The organism is Bradyrhizobium oropedii (assembly GCF_020889685.1).
GTDB lineage: Bacteria > Pseudomonadota > Alphaproteobacteria > Rhizobiales > Xanthobacteraceae > Bradyrhizobium > Bradyrhizobium oropedii.
Genome location: NZ_JACMYO010000183.1, coordinates 1 through 16,821, shown reverse-complemented (window position 1 = coordinate 16,821; position 16,821 = coordinate 1). Strand labels below are relative to the sequence as shown.

The window sequence follows — 16,821 nt, the reverse complement described above, 5'->3', positions numbered from 1 at the left end:
CTCGCCGCGCGGCGAGCGATGTCGTGCAGCTGTCCCACACGGACATTGGAAGACGACGACATTCACCGCTGGATTGCGCTCCGACGGTCTGATCGCGCCGCTTGTTCTGGACGGTCCAATGGATGGCGACGCTTTCCTGGCCTACGTCGAACAATCGCTCGCCCCATCGCTGCGGCCGGGCGATACCGTTATCATGGACAACTTGCCCGCTCACAAGGTCCATGGCATTCGAGAGGCCATCCAGGCGGTCGGAGCAAGCCTTCTCTATCTCCCGCCCTACAGTCCAGACTTCAACCCGATCGAAATGGCCTTCTCTAAATTGAAGGCGCTGTTGCGGGCCGCGGCAGCGCGCACCATGCCCGATCTCTGGCAAGCAATCGCCAACGCTCTCAAACGCTTCTCCCCCGAGGAATGTCAAAATTATCTCGTCGCAGCTGGTTACGACGCAACGTGATCGGAAAATGCTCTAGCAGTTTGCTGAAAAACTAGGAAAGCTTTGGATTTTCTCTCGCGGTTCGTTGCTCGATCGGTGTGACGACGTTAAGGGCGTAAGCTCACGCCGGCTTGGCTAGGCTGCAATCAGTTTGGGGATGCGGATCAGGTTGTAGGCGATCAGATTGAGCATGAAGTCGGCGGCGACGCGGCCGATGCCGCGATGTTTGGTCTTACGTATGGTGCCGTGCTGCTTGCCCCATCCGAAGATGCACTCGGTCATTGCCCGGCGTGATTGCGACATGCCGTACCCCGGATGCCGCGTAGTTCGTTCATCGATGGCGCTGTTTCGGGTCTTGCCGGTTTTGGTGACGGCCAGGTTCTGCGTCACATGCGGTGTCACGTTGAGAGCGCGAAGATTGGCGACATGATCGGCTGTATCATACGCCTTGTCCTCACCGGCCGTGATGCGGCGGCCGGCAGCTTTACTCTTGGCTTTAAGCATGATCTCCGAGGCTCGTCGCTCGGCGGTGCCATTGGCGTGGGTGACCATGCCGGCCACCGCCAGCCCATGCCGGTTCTCCATTGTGGCGTGGCCCATATAACAAAGCTTTGCCTCCCGCCCGGCGGCCTTGCGATAAAGTCTGCTGTCGGGGTCGCTGGTACTGGCATGGGTGTCGTTCTTGCGCTTCTGGCCGTGGAAGTTCGCGCCGTCATCATCGTCACCGCTGCCATCCCTGGGGCGAAAGCTCTTTTGTGAAGCCCAGGCTTCGATCAGCGTTCCGTCCACCGAGAAATGCTCGTCCGACAGCAGAGGCTTGACCTGCGGATGGTTCAGAAGCTTGCTCATGAACTTCGTAAACACCTCGCCGTTCTGCAGCCGCTCCCGGTTCTTGGTGAAGGTGGTCGGGTCCCAGACCGGGTCATCAGGCGAAAGCCCCACGAACCAGCGGTACAGAAGATTATAGTCCAGTTGCTCCATCAACTGGCGTTCCGACCGAATGCCGTAGAACACCTGCAGTAGCAACGCGCTCAGCAATTGCTCCGGAGGGATCGAGGGCCGTCCTTCGCTCGCGTAAAGCCTGCCAAGGCTACGGTTCAACTCACTCAAAACATCGCGGACAAGCTCCCGAATCTTCCTCAGCGGGTGGGTCGCAGGCACCCGCGCTTCCGGCGAGATGTACGAAAACAACCCGCCCTGATCCGTAAAAGCGCCCCGCATGCGAGCCCCCGACGATTCATGATATATAATTGAATCATCAACCAAGGGCCTGTGCGAGGGCTCTTTCAGCAGACTGCTAGAGTGTGCTCCTGCGCACGGGCTCGCGGCCGGCATGGCGAATCAACTTGACCATCTCAGCAGGAGTCAGCTCCTCGCCAAGGTCGGCTCCCGCCGATCGCGAAATTGATTCGTCCATCAGCGTCCCCCCGAGGTCATTGACGCCAGCGTGCAGCATCTCGGCTGCCATTTGCGCACATTACCCAGTATCGGCCGATCAAGCCGGATTCCCTGGCGCATAGATCTCGGCCTGACGGTAAAACGGCGTATGGTCGCCAAACTTTGAGACGATCACGTGCCCAATCGCCGCTTCGGTTGGTAATCCACCAGGCACGACATGCTCCCGTAGCTTCTCGGACTTCGCGCCGAACTTGTCGCGTGGCAATTCGCCACCTTCAGCCGACGCCGTGCTTCCTTCGACACCGCCAGCGCCCCCTGATGCACTCAACTACCCGGACTAAGTTTGTGACGTAGTAAGACTAAAGCTTGGGTACAGTGAATTCGCCCTCCACATAGACAAGAGGTTCGCGATCAGCGTTTGTCGCTTGTGCGACCACCTCGCCGACGAAGATCGTATGGGTCCCGACATCGTACGAAGCTGACACTCGGCAATCGAAGCTGCAAATCGCCTCGACGAGGCTCGGTGCTCGCGTGGCGAGTTCGCGCCACAAACCTTCGCTGAAGCGTATGTCGCCCTTGCTCCCGTCCTGCCCCGCGAATTTCTGCGCCAAGGCAGCGTGATCCGCTGCGAGAATATTCCAACAGAATGATCTGCTCCGCTTTATCGTATCGTGAGCGCCAGCACTTGTTGACGCAGACGAGCACGCTCGACGGATCGGTCGACAACGAACAGGCGGCGGTCAACGTCAAACCGTGCCTGCCCGGCTGCGTACCTGTCGTTACGATCGACACGGCGCCCGGTACGTTGCGCATTGCGCTGCGGAATTCCTTGCTGCTGAACACCGGGATTACCTGACTAGGCATGCGCGACACTCGGTGGTTCATCGTAGATTGCCCTGATACATAGAACCAAGGTTATCCAGAGAGTTGATTTGCGGCACTACTTGGTCGCAGCCTGAAGAGCTGGATCGTATTTTGTTGCGGGTCCTTAAAATGGGCCACCCGACCATGCGCTCCCATATCCCGGACTTCACCAAGCACTTCAGCCTCCTCCGCCCGCGCGCGATCGAGAGCCATTTCCAGATTATCCACCTCAAATACGAGGACAGCATTCGCGGACTGTTCGGATACGGATTCGGCCGGACTGCGACACAAAAGGCCGCTTTCTCTCCTGCGAATTGAATCCACTTGCCACGATCGGCGAAGCGGATCGTCAATCCGAGAGCCTCGTAAAAACCCGCCAATCCTTCAGGTTCAACGGCCGTAAGATAGACCTGCTTAAGCTTTACTTGCTCACTCCCGATCCCGAACGAGCAGTCAATCTGCGATCTCTGCAGGCGCAACGAGCTTGGCCCTGTTTTGCGCGCCTACTTGTCAAGATGTTGCGGTCCATCGAAGCCGCTCGCCGAGATTGTCGACGATAGCGGATAGTTTCTTCTGTTTGATGCAATGAGAGCCGCTTCGAGAGATAATTCCTGCGTTTCCGATCGCCTCTTCGAAGGATTTCAATTGGCGGATCAGCTTCGTCGCGGCAATCGATTGCGCAGCAAGGCAGCTGCGGTTACATTATCTGTACGTGGGTTGTTATATCTCTCTAGTCCGACACCGCCGCTCTCCCAAGTTGCCGATTGATAATCAGGAAGGCTTGGTGAGTCCACGCGCAATCCGAATCCTCAACCGACCACATCGGCGGCATCTCTGATGCAGGTATAGATCTGATCAAGATTCGTCGTCGTAAAGCGATAAGGCGGCATGACATAGATCGTATTCCCGAACGGACGAAGAAGCAGATTTCGGGCTTTGAAGAAGTCTCGATTCGGACCTATGCCTGACAGATAACCGGGATCATTCGCTTTCACGTCGAGTGCCGTAATTGTTCCGATCCGACGAACGTCTGCGAAGCGTGGACCAGCGCGGAACGGCTCGATTGCCTGCTTGCGCATGCTGGCGACCGCGGCCGCGCGCTGACGACTTGTTCGGACAAGGGCGGCCGGCTTTTCATCCCGACATTCGTAGTTGAACTCATTGAGGTGCTCGCTCACCACCTCGCGCCCGGTCACGTCGAACAGCAGCGAGCCGTACGCCTCGCGCACCGACCGACATCGCCTTGATCGTATTGCCATGACAGGAATGTTGCATCACGATAACGCCCGATGCCAAACATCGGAGAGGAAATCGTGACGCAAGCCGCTCGCTCGCTACAGTGTTATGGGGGGCGCGCTTCGCGAGCGGTCTGCTTCAGTTCCGTCAGACAACAGGGGGGTGCTTCCTCCTGTCGCCGCGGGGTTAGATCCGGACGTCGCTTGACAGCCTCTTTCCCGGCGGAGCCGGAACAGTTTCTTGGCTCTCTCGTTGGGAGCGTAAAGGGTCGGGAAAATTAATACTTGCTATGAGATAGCAGATCTGCGTGGCCCCCCTAAAGCAGCCGGTCGAACACAGCCTCGATCTAGCGCAGCGATTTCAAATCAGGACCAAGCTAGCACTAATCCAATAAAAGCAAGGTTGATCAGCAAGCCGATTAGCGCCCACCAGCGGATAGCTCCAGGCGAGAGCACCTTGTCGTCCTGGTAAATTGGTATCCAAAGTGGCTGCATAATTGTGGTTGCCGTGACATTCGCAATGATGGCCAGCCCTGGCAACTATACAGGGCTATCAGGCTTGGCGCGGTTGGTGAATCCGCCGCTCCGGCAATTGACGATAGAGATGGGCAGGCAACTTCGAATATCCGGAATCTTTAGCCTATCAAACTTGCTCATCTTGCTGATGGACAATTTTAGCTAGGGCTGTCCAGCACGCACGCTGCTTAAGTGAAACACAGTTCGCACATCGAGCGGCCACCGAGGTGCCAACAATGACGTTTTGAGCCTCGGACAACAATTACTGGAACCAACCTTCGGCCTAGACTGGAAGTCCAAGGCAGCGGCGAATGTGAGCGGTCGGCACAAAAGTCGGGCTCACACTCGCTCAGCGATCGTTCTATTGTATTCGTGGAAGCTGCTTGGGAGCGCGTGGCGTCAGAAGCCTCGAACCGTCCGCAGTAATCACGACTGTTTCCTCGTGGAGCACGATTTTTCCAGGTTCGTATTCGTACCCTGGTTCAATGCAGAGAACCATGCCAGGCTTGAGCAATGTATTATCCCCGATCTTAATGGACGGCGGCTCGGTCACGCGCAATCCGAGGCCGTGCCCCATCCTTCCGTAGCTATTCAGCTCTCGGTCTCTCAATGAGAGCACCTTGGCCATCGCTTCGAAGACGTGCCCGGCCGTCACCCCTGGAACGGCTGCTCGCAGCCCAGCTTCGTTCGCCTCCCATACTCGTTCATTGGCAAAGAGCAGCGCGTCGCTGACTGAACCAACTTGATAGTTGCGGTCATAATCGCAAAAATAGTTTTCGACCGTTGCGCCTGTATCGATAAAGAGAAGATCCCCATCCGAGATCTGCCGATCGCGGGCTGGGCCGATGATTGATCGCGCTTCGGGTCCGCCTGGCCCCGACCTGCAGAGCGCACCCACCTGGCCAGCGCCTGCTTCCAAGAGTCGAAGCCGGAACTGCTTCTGGATGGCTTGCTCGGTGTCGCCCATGTGTACAAAATCAGGCACCTGCGCGAATACCGCGCCCGCAATATCTACTGCGCGCTGAATTTTCGTGACCTCAGCGTCACTCTTAATCATTCTGAGGGACCAAATTAAGGAAGCGCCGTCAACGATTTCCACGCCTGGGACAGCTTTAATGATCTGATTAAGCTGAACCACCGGAATTCCTAAGCGCGTCTCTATTCCGAACTCGGCAGCGATGCGGCCAAAACGCCGCGGCAAGCTAGCAAGCGCAGCGACAAGCAGCGTCGTACCCTCATCCTCCGGACGAGGCGAAGGCCAGGATCTGATGTCCTTTACCCATGTGGCGCTCATTAAGGCTTCGCCAATCGCCGGTACTATTGCAGTGGGCTCCCCCGCTGCAGGAACCAGCAGGAACCACGGACGGGTGTGGCTTCCTTCGAAACCAGCTTCAATGCCGGTAAAATACCGGATGTTATCACCCCACGTGAGGAGTAGGCCGTCGAGCTTCTGGTCGGCCATTAGGGCCTGAGCGCGCTCCACCCTGGCCTCGAACTCCGAAGTTTGAAAACCGCGAGCTATGGTTGATTGCATTTCGTACCCTCTGGCCTGTTTTTATCACCGCAAAGAGTGTGCCACATCAAAAAGCTGCGTTGCGCTGTTTTACGATCTTCGTGCGCCGAAATACGGCGTCGGCGCGGAGAACGGGAAGCTTTCATGACCTGTATGCCTTATTTTGAGTCAACTTCCGCTGACGGCAGCGCAGCTTTCACCTGCGCATCTATTGAAGCGCTAGAATGCTCGCTCTGCCAGGACGCCAATCTATAACTGCTAATTAAGTCGGGACGTCCTCGAAGCGGTGCTGGCCATGCTGGTCCCCGTACTCCTCTGTTATTGCAGCGAGGATTTCGCGTGCGAAATCCTCGAACTTTGTCTCAGCGCGGAAGAGCGGACCGGCAACAGTGATTGCGAAGTGCCGGTTGTTGACCGCCACTGGCACGGCAACGCCCCCGAGATCAGGAGTGTAATACGAAGCTGAGCGAAACCAGCCTCGCAGCTTACCTGCCTCCAGTTCGGCGCGAACTTCTTCGACGTTGCGGGGCGCATTAGGGCCGCGCGCCTCATAGGTGGCCTTCCGCAGGATAATCTGACGATCACGCTCGTCGAACTGGGACAGCAGCGCGAGACCTGATGCCGTTAGGTGGATCGGCACGCGCTTACCCGGGTTGGCCGTGTAGCGGACGGCGGCTTCCGACTCGATCACGTCCAGGAACACGGCGTACTGTCCGCTTGCCCCCGAGATCCAAACTGTCTCCCCTGTCCTTTCCGCCAAGGTCCACATGATCCTGAGGAGTCCGTCGGGGACAGGTTCAGCTTCGGCAATCCTGCTCGCGAGGTGCAGCAATTTCGGAGTTGGATAGAAGCCCTCCCGCACCCTCGGCTCGTAAAGATAGCCGGTCTGGGCAAGGGTCGAGAGAACGTGAAAAGCACTCGATCGTGGCCAGCCGAAATGACTGACTACCTCAGCGAGTGTTGTGGGCCTTCGTACGTGTGCGAAGTACTCGAGAAGAGCCACCGCGTTTTCGATCTGTCTTACCGTCATGGTCTTCCCTCTGCGCTACCGGCACCAAGGATCATTCGCACTCGAAACCTGCAATTGACTTTTCTCGAATGATAAGTATTTTGTGCCATATGCGGAATTTATTGTCTACATATAGAAACATATCAGGATCTATGGCATTATGGGACCATTGAAAGGACTTCGAGTTCTTGATCTTACGTCGGTGCTCATGGGCCCCTTCGCGACGCAGACGATGGGCGATCTCGGCGCCGAGGTTATCAAGGTCGAATCTCCGGATGGAGATGTGATTCGTCAGATTGGTCCTGCTCGCAATCCCGGCATGGGTCCCCTCTTTCTGAACACCAACCGCTCCAAACGGAGTATCGCCCTCGATTTGAAGCAACCTGCGGGGCGAGAGGCGCTACTTAGGCTTGCCATAGAGGCCGACATTGTAATTTCGAACATCCGGCCGCAAGCGATGACCCGGCTGGGCCTCGCCTACGAGGATTTCGAGAAGATCAACTCTCGTATCATTTACGCACAGTTGGTGGGTTTTGACCTCAAGGGCCCCTATGCAGAGCGTCCGGCCTATGACGACTTGATTCAAGGCGGCGCCTGCCTGGCATACAGCTTCAGCCGAGCTGGATGCCGCCCGGCCTACGTTCCCACTGCCGTCGCCGACCGCTTCGTGGGCATCGCCGCGGTCAATGCAGTGCTTGCCGCGGTCATCGAGCGAGAGAACTCTGGCCGAGGCCAGAAGATAGAGATTCCGATGTACGAGACCATGGTCGCCCTCGTACTCGGAGACCATCTGTCTGGATTGACCTTTGATCCGCCCCTCGATAGCGGAGGCTATTCCCGTCATCTGTCGCCTGACCGCCGTCCGTACAAGACCAGCGACGGCTACATCTGCGCACTGATTTACAACGACGGACAATGGGAGCGGTTTTTCAGGGCGATCGAGCGACCTTCGCAAAGCGACAGCCGCTTTGCGAGCTTTGCATCCCGTATGGCTAATATCGACGAAGTCTACGCCGAGCTTGGCCGCATCATGCTTACTAAGACCACCGCGGAATGGCTTCTGCTGTTTCAGCAGGCTGACGTGCCAGCCATGCCCATGCACAGCTTTGAATCGGTGCTTGAAGACCCGCATCTCGCCGCAACTGGCTTCTTCAGGACTGTCGAGCACCCGTCTGAAGGGACATTAAGAAGCATGGCGTTCCCGGTCCGCTTCTCGCGCAGCGATGCAACCACAGACCGTCTCGCCCCGCAGCTTGGCGAACATGGCCACGAGATCCTCGCCCAAGCCGGCTTTGCCCCCACTGAAATCGAGCAGATGCGCGCCTCCGGCGCTCTTTGCACTCCTCTATAGGAACAGCCCCGTGGAATTTGCCCTCAGTGAAATTCAAGAGTCCGTCAGCGAGGCAGTCGGCCGACTTTGTGGTCAGTTTGACGATGCATATTGGCTCAAACGCGATCGAGAAGGCGGCTTTCCGCACGAATTCTATGATGCGCTTGCTAGTGAGGGCTGGCTTGGAATCTGTATCGCGCAGGCCCACGGCGGCGCGGGCCTCGGTATCATGGAGGCAGCCGTGATGATGCGCACCATTGCCGAGTCCGGCGCGGGGCTGTCCGGCGCTTCCGCGGTCCACATCAACATCTTTGGCCTTAATCCTGTTGCCGTGTTCGGTACCGAGGCACAGAAGGAGCGAATGATCCGCCCAATTGCGGAAGGGCGCGCCAAGGCCTGCTTCGGTGTTACCGAACCGAATACTGGATTGAATACGACGCAGCTAAAGCTGCGTGCGGACAAGCAAGGCGACCGCTATATCGTCAACGGCCAAAAAGTCTGGATTTCCACCGCTCAGGTTGCCGACAACCTGCTACTGCTCGCCCGCACGACCCCTCTTGAGGAGGTTAAGAAACCGACCGACGGTCTATCCCTTTTTTATACGCGATTCGATAGAGAGCGGATCAAGGTCTTAGAGATCGAGAAAATGGGCCGCAAGGCGGTCGACTCCAACGAATTGTTCTTCGACAACTTCGAAATACCGGAAAACGACCTTATCGGCGAGGAAGGACGTGGTTTCGAGTACATTTTGCATGGGATGAATCCGGAACGCGTCCTTATTGCGGCTGAAGCCGTTGGACTGGGCTTCGCCGCGTTGAAGAAAGCGTCCGAGTACGCCCGCGAACGAATAGTTTTCAATCGGCCGATCGGCAAGAACCAGGCCATCCAGCACCCGCTTGCCGTGTGTTACGCCAACCTTGAGGCGGCTTGGCTTGCGACAATTAAGGCGGCCTGGGAGTACGATAATGGTCTTCCCTGTGGCGCCTCGGCCAACATTGCCAAGTATCTCGCCGGCGAGGCCGGATTCGATGCCTGCCAGACGGCGGTGATGACACACGGTGGATTTGGTTACGCCAAAGAATACCACGTGGAGCGGTATTTTCGGGAAAGTCTTATTCCCCGTATAGCACCTGTCTCCCCGCAACTCGCGCTTTGCTTCATTGCCGAGAAAGTACTGAATCTTCCCAAATCCTACTAAATGATACATGCACCATGCTTGGCTTGTACTTCGAAGATTTCCATGTGGACCAGCACTTTATCCACGAGTTGACCCGTACAGTAACCGAGGCCGACAACACCCTGTTCAGTCTGATGTCGATGAATCCGCAGCCGCTGCACATCGATGCGCATTTTGCGGAAGGCACCGAATGGGGGCCAGAGGCTATTCAATTCAATGTTCACTCTAGCCATCATGGTGGGCCTGAGTGTCCAAGACACGACCTTGGGAACCACCATTGGAAACCTTGGGATGACTGAAGTGGGCTTTCCTAAATCTGTTTTCCATGGCGACACACTGCGCGCTGAAACCTACGTCCTTTCGATACGGCAAAGTCGATCCCGGCCGGGCGCTGGCCTCGTGGAATTCGAACATCGCTGCTATAAACAGGACGGGTCCCTTGTCGCCTCATGCAGGCGCGTGGCGCTGATGCGAAAGCGACCGGTTGAACGAGTCGACTGATGCGGAGTTTCCTGTTCGTCCCCGCCGACAGTATCCGGAAGTTCGAAAAGGCATCGGCAAGTCCTGCCGATGCGCTGATCCTCGATCTCGAGGATTCTGTCGCGTTGGGCTCCAAGGCTCCCGCAAGGACGGTCGTACGTGAGATGTTGGGTGCACCTCGGGGCCGACAGGACCGCTTTGTGCGCATCAATTCATTTGATACGGGCTTTGCGCTTTTGGACCTTGCAGCGGTGATGTCCCACGCACCTGACGGCATCGTGTTGCCGAAATGTGAGGGCCCTGACGATCTGCGCAAGCTGGACCACTACCTCGATGCCTTCGAAGCTACGCATGGAGTAGAAGAGACAAAAATTCTACCTATCGTTACCGAGACGGCGGCTTCTTTGTTCACGCTTGGCCAGTATCGCAATTGCAGTGCCCGGCTTTGGGGAATGATGTGGGGCGCCGAAGATTTAGCCGCTTCGTTGGGCTCGACCAGTAACATCCTAGACGGAATATATCACGAGCCCTTCCGATTGGCTCGCAATCTCTGCCTTGCCGTTGCGGCAGCAGCGGGTGTCGTAGCCGTTGATGCAATTTGTACGGAACTGTGTGACCTCTCGGTCGTGAGGCACGAGTCGGAAATCGCGAAGCGAGATGGATTCCAGGCCAAAGCTGTCATTCATCCTAAGCATGTCGAAGCCGTGAACCGCAGCTTCGCGCCTAATGAAGCAGAGGTCTCATGGGCGCGGAAGGTGATCGACGCTTTCGAGGCCCCCCCTCAAGCAGGTACCATCCGTATCGATGGAAAAATGGTGGACCTCCCCCACAAAAAGACGGCACTTGCCATCATTGCCGCTTCCGCCCCGAAGACGTAGATTCACGAATTCCCCAAGAGATGGTGCTTTCGGATTAGATCGGGACGCGGGCGTATGTGCCTCACTGCAATAATGCCGCCGAAAGAGCCTACGAGGCATCGCTCTCGGCCGTAAATCCTGGCCCTTCTGCCGGTCCGATCGCGGCGGACAGCGGGCCGCGGCCATGTACAGTTTGATCGTCACAAAAAAGAACGGCGTCGATCCGCCGGCTCTTCATCGGCCGACGATGTAATCACGGCCGAGGAAGAGCCGGCGGACGACGCATGGAGTCACCGTTCAGTTTGAGCCTGCGAGCGTCGTGAAGCAGGCGATACCGCCGCACACTCTCAGTTAGCGCTCAATGTCGCGGTACAATGTCAACCGCCCGCACACGAGCCTCGACGGGGCTCCCCGTCCGAATTTTCAAACCAGTCCGCAAGGGACAACAACGTGAACAGGGCAACGGGGAGCACGTCAGATTACCGCCTCGGCCATTCCGCTCGTACTCGATCTCCTTCATCAGTTTGAAATCGTCCTTGGAAACATCAAACGTTGAGAGTGGGTGGAGACCTTGTCAGTCGCCATGCCTCGTTTCGGGCATGCAATACTTCGGGATGGATTCCGCGGTTGGAATATCAAGAAGTCGTCGCCCCGGATCGCGGGATACGGAGGAGCTCGATAATGCACCTCACAGTTTGTCTAGCACCTCGTTGACGGATACGGGGCTCGGCAGTGCCACGAACTTGTCGCGCGCGAACAGACTCGGCGGGAGTACGTCGGGGTGACGAGATTTGCCCGCGAGGCTAACCTCTAGCTAAGTAGACGTCCCGTGGCAGTGTAGAGAGGATCTCGGGGCCGTCCTCTCGGAGGATAACAATTTCCTCGAGCCGGATGCCAAAGCGACCGGGCAGATAGATACCGGGCTCGATCGAGAATACCATGCCCTCCTCGAGCACCGTTTCGGAAGTTGCGGTGATGTAAGGTGGTTCATGGAGGTCGATTCCCATTCCGTGGCCCGTCCGGTGCATGAAAAACTCGCCGTAGCCGGCGTTTGTGATCACTCCGCGTGCGGCGGCATCGAGGTCCTTCGCAGAGACGCCGGCGCGTGCGGCCATCAACGCGCTCTGCACCGCCTCTTCCACAATGGTATGGATTTCGTCGTAACCATCAGGCGGATGGCCGACGACTGCCATACGCGTGATGTCGCTCGGAAATCCGTTCTTGCGGCCCCCGATGTCGATTAGGACGGCATCTCCCACTCCAAGATTGCGGCCGGACTGGGGATGGGGCACAGCGCTATTGCTGCCGCACGCGACTATCCAAAATTCGGGCGCAGCTCCCTCTTCCGAAAAGCCCCGCTGGATCGCGGATGCTAGCTCAGCCTCGCTGATCCCGAGCCTGATTGCGGCGAATGCCTTTTGCATGACGCGATCAGCGATCCTGGCATTCATTTTCATGGTCGAGAACTCGGCGGCATCCTTGCGCATCCTAAGCGATCCGAGCGTATCGTCGGTGAAGCTGTGTTTGGCGCCGGTCAGTGCGTCAAGCAACAGTAGCGCGAAGTCGGCGCGCATCGTTTCGTCCAGGATGACGCTCTTCGCCTCAGTCGCACCAATCGCGGAGATTGCTTGCGCCAGCGCCACATTCGGACCATCAGCATCGCCCCAAGCGTGGAACTCGATGTCTGTCTTCCCACGCGAACCCTCCGCATTCAACACTGGCATCAGGATGGTTTCTTTCTCGGGCGCGACCAGCAGCAAACAAGGTCGCTCGTCCGGATACGGGTGGAAACCAAGCAACCAATCCATATGCGAGCCTGGACCGATCGCTGTAAGATGGGCTCCTTGTACCCTCATCTTCTCGCGGAGTGCCGCTAGTCTTGTCTTGCTATCGACGATCACTTCGTGGAGTCTCCTCTCGTGTTGCGCCGCTTCTCACACGACAGCGTCGTGTCGGCCGCTGCCAGTGGGCGCGGTAATGCCAGCCGCGATCATCAGTATCTTGTCTTGCCTGATCCGGACGGTCCCATTAAGGGGCCGAACTCGCATTGCCCGGCATCGAAATTGATGCCGTCAATCGCGGGAAAGACACCGTAGCTGCGACATTCCATGGCCGGAACTGTGCCTTCTAAGGATGAGCGATGCCGCTTATCGCCTCCGCGACGAGGCATCGTCTCTGAACTTCGCCCCGATATCCACCGGTGTCAGGCCTCGCTGACTCAATTTGTCGCCTTCTCACCAGCCATTTCGAGCGCTGTTATGATGGCCGTTGCAATGCTGCCAGCAACGGTGGTGACGGAAACGCGGGTCGATGGTCTTCTGTGGCGATCACCAGTCTGCTCTCTATCTTTTCTAGATCTTCCCTGAGGAAACGGCTGGCGCCTCGCAGTCGTGACGAATGCGATGGTCACAAGTTACCGCAACCGTTGCATGCTCGGCGTAGAATCCGGCCGCCAACCTCGGAGCCATCGTCACCGGCGAGGCGATCGATGCGCGGCCGGGATCTCTGTTGAAAAGCTGTGCGGCACCGCCACAATTTCCTCCGCCGTTTCGGCGGCACCGATCTGATCGAGTTGCTGTGTTATGGTTTCCAACGTAACACCCGCCGAATGGCTAAGACGCAGACGGCAGCTAAGAGGATCAGCAAAAGCACGACGACAGCAGCGGCGGGTATTATCGGGGTGACTTCAAGCGTCGTGGCCTGCCACATCTGCTTAGGCAAGGTCCGCGTCTCTACCCCGGACATGAAGAGCGCCACGACGATCTCGTCGAAGGAGGTCTGGAAGGCAACCAGGCCACCCGCCAGCAGGCTGGGCGCGATAAGCGGAAGGACGATCCGCCGAAAGCGAGCGAAACGTCGCGCGCCAAGCGACTGGGCTGCCATTTCAACTGACGGCTTTATCGCGCTTAGCGCGGTAGCGCATATGATCACGACGAAGGGCAGCCCGAGCACTGCATGGGCTATCCCGATGCCGAGCACTGTGTCCGTCAAGCCGACCCGCACTGCGCTGAAGTACGCGCCGATCGAATAGATCATGGTCGGGATCATCGCCGGCAGGATGAAAAGCGTAACAAGGAGGCGTCCCGCGCGGCCGCGGAATCTACGCAGCCCTAGTGCAGCCATCAGTCCTGCGACGAGGGCCAAGGCCGTGGCGATTGCGCCGACGGCGAGCGAACTGATTCCAGCAGATATCCACTGGCTATCCCCGGCTAGTACCTCGTCACAGAGGATTTGACTGGTTGATTTTGAGCCATTTGAGGATTGGGATTTCGTCTGGAGGAACGAGGAGCTCGATACTTCGTGCGACGCCGGGTTGACGTCGGATAAGACCGGCTCGTTCGAGGGTGACGACCATCTGATGAATCGAGGGTGGGCTAACCTGGAAGTGGCGTTGCATGTCGGCTTCGGCGGGGGCGCACCGGAACATGTGCGAGTAGGTGTAGATGAAAGCGAGGTACTCGCCCTGCTTTTCGGTCAAGCCTTGCGCGCCGGGGCGGCGGGCGAGGCCTGATTTCCGATTCATTTGTCGATTCACCCGGCTCTCCGACAAAGGGGGCCGAGATGAATATACGTTATCGAGTCGAACTGAGCCATTTTTCATTGAGTTATTGGAACCCGCGATCATCGGCGCCGGCGAATTCAAGCTGACCTCCTACCGAACGATGTCCTCGCTGGCCCGGACCCTCGCCCCGCTGGCAAGGCCCGCCATCCACGCATGCTAGCGCCCATACCATTCGTTCCAGGTCTTGAGCCCGATCTGCTGCCAGCTCTGGCCGTTGGGCGCGATCTCGCCATAGAATGTCCCCTCACGCGGGATCGCGCGGCTGATGTTCATCGGCGCAGTGGGCAGGCCGGCCGCATAGGACGGGTCTAGGAAGGCGAGCCCAGCCTTATTCGGCATGGCATAAGGTATGAGTTTCATAAACGCCGCTGAGGGGCCCGCCCGGGAGGCGAACGCGATGAGCTTCATCGCCTCGGCCTTATGTGGCGCGCCTTTCGGGACGACGAAGAAGCTGCGATCGAAGAAGGACTGACCATACTCGAAATCGATCTTCGCTCCCTGCTCCTTCGCTCGGATGACCCGGCCATTGGGCAACAAAGCATAATCGACATCGCCGCTCACCAGCGACTGGACACCCGCCGCAGTGTCCTCGTACCAGACCTTCACATTGTTCTTGATTCGGTCCAAGCTCGCCGTTGCACGCTTGAAATCAACTGGATAGAGATTGTCGGGCGCGACGCCATCCGCCAAGAGGGCCTGCTCCCAAGGGGGGAGCCGAAGCTACCCGTGGGCAATGCGCGCGGACCTGGAAACCTCTCGCTATCCCAGAATTCGACCATGTTGGTGGGATGGGTCGGCCGGGCCTAGATCCGTGCGGTAGCCGATTCCAAAGGCAGAGAGCGACATCGTCACGCCATATTGGAGGCGATCCTTCTCGTCCAGCTCGGCCAGCGTCTTCGGATCAAAGACAGAATAGTCGATGGGCTCTAGAAGGCCTTGCTTGGCCAGATTGATGTAGTCGGCTTCGGTGACGTCGATGACGTCCCACTGCACGGCTCGGGCTTCGACCATCGCCTTTATCTTGGCGAGGTTCGGCGCCGAATCCGAAACCAATGTAATGCCCTCCTTGTCGGTGAAGGGCTTCGCGAAAGCGAGTCTGCTGGCTATCTGGCTATTCTCGCTCGCCAAGTCACAGTAGAACGCCCTAAAGAACCAAATTTCGCGATTTTGATTGGATACCGCTGAAATTCAGCGCCATTCATGATAAATTCGACGATTCCTTGCGACTCCTCAGCAGCAGCACTGCTCGAGGCGTGATAATCAGCTGTGGATGCATGATGTCGGAAGAACATCATGCAATCCTTCCGCCACGGGAGAACGCGCACGAGCCCTTGACGTCGATGCTTCGCGAGAAACTTGAGGTGAGCTTCGTTCAATCCGTTGCACCCGGCCGGTTTCCTGGGCGATCGAGATCAAGGGCTAATCGCAGCGTCGCGACTGCGGCCTCGTCCGCATGGAGCCACGGGTCTACCGCTATCGCTTGGCGCGACCGGACGATGCGGCCCAGCGCAAGCGGCTGCGGGAGTGGTCGTCGAACCCGTGCGCTTCGGCTGCCGTCGGCTGCTGAAGCGCTGAGGTGAGGCGGTGAAGAGTAACCGGCGTGAGGCCCCCACCTAACTATCCCTCGGTTAGCGCGCGATACAGCCTGGTATGAGCGGATCAGTGGAGGTGGAACGATGGCAAATGCCATGCTTGATGCCAGGCAGGAAGTCGATCCTATCGTCGTGTCGAGGTGATCACCGGGGAGCGCAGGCGGCGCCGGTGGACGGGCGAGGAGAAGGCCCGGATCGGAGCTTTGAGGAAGGCGTGAACATCTCTGATGTAGCGCGGCGCAATGGCGTTGCCCGCGGGCTGCTCGCGGTGTGGCGACGCCAGGTTGCGGCGGTAACTGGCAAGGCGCCGAGCCTCGTGCCAATCCAAATTGGTGCCGAGGGCGGCGGCGCAGCCGCCGAGCGTATTGTGTCGGCACAGATGAGGTCTTTGGAGATCAGCGCGTCGCCGACCAAGGCCTGCGGGGTGATCGAGATCGAGCTGAGTGGGGCCGCATCCGGATCGAGCCGGGTGTGGAACTGGCGACGCTTTCGACGGTGCTGTCGGCGCTTCGGGGCATCCGGTGATTGCACTGAGGTCCGACCTCAAAGTGGTGCTGGCGGCACAGCCGGTCGACTTTCGCAAGTCGGTGCACACGCTGTCGGCGCTGCTGAGCGAAGCACTGCGCGCGAACCCGTATTGCGGCGACGTCTTCGTGTTCCGCAGCAAGCGCATGGACAGAGTGAAGCTTCTGGCGTGGGATGGCAGCGGCATGGTGCTGGTAACGAAGTGGTTGCACCAAGGACGTTTCACCTGGCCGCCGATCCGCAACGGCGTGGTGCATCTCAGTGCGACGCAGCTTGCGATGCTGCTCGACGGGCTCGAGTGGACGCGTGTGTCGCCCAAGCCTGTGAAGC

General features: G+C 58.1%; 15 protein-coding genes and 4 pseudogenes. 7 read left to right on the top strand and 12 right to left on the bottom strand.

Features of this window, described 5'->3' with window-relative positions:
• The coding region (locus H8A95_RS34655; protein ID WP_229187221.1) for an IS630 family transposase at positions 1-454 on the top strand (454 nt) is incomplete at its 5' end.
• 114 nt (positions 455-568) lie between these two features.
• Here H8A95_RS34655 and H8A95_RS34650 read toward each other — a convergent pair.
• From H8A95_RS34650 to H8A95_RS34615, 7 genes and pseudogenes are all read right to left on the bottom strand, one after another.
• Complete coding sequence (locus tag H8A95_RS34650) at positions 569-1,654, bottom strand: IS5 family transposase (RefSeq protein WP_229187220.1); 1,086 nt, start codon at positions 1,652-1,654, stop codon at positions 569-571.
• A 255-nt stretch (positions 1,655-1,909) separates the two neighbouring features.
• Positions 1,910-2,054 (bottom strand): annotated as a pseudogene (locus tag H8A95_RS34640) (IS66 family transposase); the annotation flags it as partial.
• Positions 2,055-2,190: 136 nt separating this feature from the next.
• Positions 2,191-2,644, bottom strand: a pseudogene (locus H8A95_RS34635) (flavin reductase family protein).
• A gap of 102 nt (positions 2,645-2,746) precedes the next feature.
• The gene (locus H8A95_RS34630; protein ID WP_229187223.1) at positions 2,747-2,908 is read right to left on the bottom strand and encodes a VOC family protein; all 162 of its coding nucleotides are present in this window, start codon (positions 2,906-2,908) and stop codon (positions 2,747-2,749) included.
• A 596-nt stretch (positions 2,909-3,504) separates the two neighbouring features.
• Positions 3,505-3,924 carry a PLP-dependent aminotransferase family protein gene (locus tag H8A95_RS34625; protein ID WP_229187219.1) on the bottom strand — a complete coding sequence of 140 codons (420 nt, stop codon included), beginning with the start codon at positions 3,922-3,924 and terminating at the stop codon, positions 3,505-3,507.
• A gap of 883 nt (positions 3,925-4,807) precedes the next feature.
• Positions 4,808-5,980 (bottom strand): M24 family metallopeptidase, encoded by a 1,173-nt coding sequence (locus H8A95_RS34620; protein ID WP_274617694.1) that lies wholly within the window; start codon positions 5,978-5,980, stop codon positions 4,808-4,810.
• Between the two features lie 241 nt (positions 5,981-6,221).
• Entirely contained in the window at positions 6,222-6,989 is a 768-nt protein-coding gene (locus H8A95_RS34615) for an IclR family transcriptional regulator (protein ID WP_229187217.1), read from the bottom strand.
• 139 nt (positions 6,990-7,128) lie between these two features.
• Between H8A95_RS34615 and H8A95_RS34610 the strand changes: the two genes are divergently transcribed.
• The 5 genes and pseudogenes from H8A95_RS34610 to H8A95_RS44585 form a co-directional block, all read left to right on the top strand.
• The gene (locus tag H8A95_RS34610) at positions 7,129-8,319 is read left to right on the top strand and encodes a CaiB/BaiF CoA transferase family protein (protein WP_229187216.1); all 1,191 of its coding nucleotides are present in this window, start codon (positions 7,129-7,131) and stop codon (positions 8,317-8,319) included.
• Positions 8,320-8,329: 10 nt separating this feature from the next.
• Positions 8,330-9,496 carry an acyl-CoA dehydrogenase family protein gene (locus H8A95_RS34605; RefSeq protein WP_229187215.1) on the top strand — a complete coding sequence of 389 codons (1,167 nt, stop codon included), beginning with the start codon at positions 8,330-8,332 and terminating at the stop codon, positions 9,494-9,496.
• A 14-nt stretch (positions 9,497-9,510) separates the two neighbouring features.
• Positions 9,511-9,976 (top strand): annotated as a pseudogene (locus tag H8A95_RS34600) (MaoC family dehydratase).
• Positions 9,976-10,833 (top strand): HpcH/HpaI aldolase/citrate lyase family protein, encoded by an 858-nt coding sequence (locus H8A95_RS34595; RefSeq protein WP_229187214.1) that lies wholly within the window; start codon positions 9,976-9,978, stop codon positions 10,831-10,833. Before H8A95_RS34600 ends, H8A95_RS34595 begins: the two are co-directional and overlap by 1 nt.
• Before the next feature lie 48 nt (positions 10,834-10,881).
• Positions 10,882-11,044: pseudogene (locus H8A95_RS44585) on the top strand (IS66 family transposase); the annotation flags it as partial.
• A gap of 571 nt (positions 11,045-11,615) precedes the next feature.
• Here H8A95_RS44585 and H8A95_RS34590 read toward each other — a convergent pair.
• The 5 genes from H8A95_RS34590 to H8A95_RS44575 form a co-directional block, all read right to left on the bottom strand.
• On the bottom strand, positions 11,616-12,713 hold the full coding sequence (locus H8A95_RS34590) for a M24 family metallopeptidase (protein ID WP_229187213.1): 1,098 nt from the start codon (positions 12,711-12,713) through the stop codon (positions 11,616-11,618).
• Between the two features lie 679 nt (positions 12,714-13,392).
• On the bottom strand, positions 13,393-13,956 hold the full coding sequence (locus H8A95_RS34585; RefSeq protein ID WP_274617693.1) for an ABC transporter permease: 564 nt from the start codon (positions 13,954-13,956) through the stop codon (positions 13,393-13,395).
• 76 nt (positions 13,957-14,032) lie between these two features.
• Complete coding sequence (locus tag H8A95_RS34580) at positions 14,033-14,455, bottom strand: LexA family protein (protein ID WP_229187212.1); 423 nt, start codon at positions 14,453-14,455, stop codon at positions 14,033-14,035.
• Positions 14,456-14,530: 75 nt separating this feature from the next.
• Positions 14,531-15,064 (bottom strand): extracellular solute-binding protein, encoded by a 534-nt coding sequence (locus tag H8A95_RS44580; protein ID WP_229187211.1) that lies wholly within the window; start codon positions 15,062-15,064, stop codon positions 14,531-14,533.
• A gap of 69 nt (positions 15,065-15,133) precedes the next feature.
• On the bottom strand, positions 15,134-15,502 hold the full coding sequence (locus tag H8A95_RS44575) for a type 2 periplasmic-binding domain-containing protein (protein WP_229187210.1): 369 nt from the start codon (positions 15,500-15,502) through the stop codon (positions 15,134-15,136).
• Between the two features lie 985 nt (positions 15,503-16,487).
• Between H8A95_RS44575 and tnpB the strand changes: the two genes are divergently transcribed.
• Positions 16,488-16,821, top strand: a 334-nt coding sequence (gene tnpB / locus H8A95_RS34555; RefSeq protein ID WP_229187209.1) for an IS66 family insertion sequence element accessory protein TnpB, incomplete at its 3' end; no start/stop codon positions are given.

Coding starts and splice junctions, on each gene's coding strand:
- H8A95_RS34650 (WP_229187220.1), bottom strand. CDS start 1,654: ATGCGGGGCGCTTTTACGGATCAGGGCGGGTTGTTTTCGTACATCTCG.
- H8A95_RS34610 (WP_229187216.1), top strand. CDS start 7,129: ATGGGACCATTGAAAGGACTTCGAGTTCTTGATCTTACGTCGGTGCTC.
- H8A95_RS34620 (WP_274617694.1), bottom strand. CDS start 5,980: ATGCAATCAACCATAGCTCGCGGTTTTCAAACTTCGGAGTTCGAGGCC.
- H8A95_RS34595 (WP_229187214.1), top strand. CDS start 9,976: ATGCGGAGTTTCCTGTTCGTCCCCGCCGACAGTATCCGGAAGTTCGAA.
- H8A95_RS34615 (WP_229187217.1), bottom strand. CDS start 6,989: ATGACGGTAAGACAGATCGAAAACGCGGTGGCTCTTCTCGAGTACTTC.
- H8A95_RS34630 (WP_229187223.1), bottom strand. CDS start 2,908: ATGGCTCTCGATCGCGCGCGGGCGGAGGAGGCTGAAGTGCTTGGTGAA.